This is a genomic window from Salifodinibacter halophilus, from assembly GCA_012999515.1.
GTDB lineage: Bacteria > Pseudomonadota > Gammaproteobacteria > Nevskiales > Salinisphaeraceae > Salifodinibacter > Salifodinibacter halophilus.
In genome coordinates, this window is record JABEEB010000010.1 from 1 (window position 1) to 783 (window position 783).

Here is a 783-nt window from a genome sequence, read left to right on the forward strand (position 1 = left end):
TATATGAAGTTTTTGGAACAATATGTGTATATTGATGCGGAAGACCAGGCGGCGCTTGCTGAAATGAGGTTCGTATGTAATAGAATCGGCGAATCTGGTGGTTTTACCGATCAAGAGAAAGCATTTTTCGACAATATTCCATTGCAACGACAAAGTTTCATTCAATCATGTTGTCATCTAGCTAGTCAAGAATTCGAATCTACAGTATTACCGGTAGTCAATTTTAGTATTACTGGACGAGGTAAACAAGTGGTTATGGTGGAAAAGGAAGAGTTTAAGATTGAAAAAGCTGGACAAAAAAGTACCACGTCTAGTTTTGAAAATACTGGGAACGAGTTAGTCAGAGAACAACTTCCATTGATCTTGTCGTGGGCGATGTCGATCCACAAAGCTCAAGGTCAAACTTTGGACAGAGTCAAAATAGATTTAGGTAGAAGTTTTGCTAATGGTCAAGCATATGTTGCATTATCAAGAGCTACATGCAAGAGTCGGTTAGAAATCAAAAATTTCAGGAAAGATAAAGTAAAAACATCTGAACATGTCAGAAAATACTACGAAAGTTTGGGATAAATAGAAAGCTTTAATAATAGATATCCTTAATTTATTCTTGCCATTTGTCACCAGTTAAATTTTCGTAAGCTTCAACGTATTTGCTCTTGGTTTCAGTGACAATGTCTTCAGGCATAGCAACACCATCTTTACCAGCAACACCATTAGAAGTTAACCAATCTCTCAAAAATTGTTTATCGTAAGAGTCTTGAGATTTACCAACTTCGTATTTAG

General features: G+C 36.1%; 2 protein-coding genes. One reads left to right on the forward strand and one right to left on the reverse strand.

Annotation, left to right across the window (positions count from 1 at the left end; all coding sequences use genetic code 11):
* Positions 1-3: 3 nt before the first annotated feature.
* The gene (locus HKX41_10405) at positions 4-570 is read left to right on the forward strand and encodes a hypothetical protein (GenBank protein ID NNC24547.1); all 567 of its coding nucleotides are present in this window, start codon (positions 4-6) and stop codon (positions 568-570) included.
* 31 nt (positions 571-601) lie between these two features.
* Here the strand turns inward: HKX41_10405 and HKX41_10410 are convergent.
* Positions 602-783: phosphoribosylaminoimidazolesuccinocarboxamide synthase (locus HKX41_10410; GenBank protein NNC24548.1), on the reverse strand; the 182-nt coding region annotated here is incomplete at its 5' end.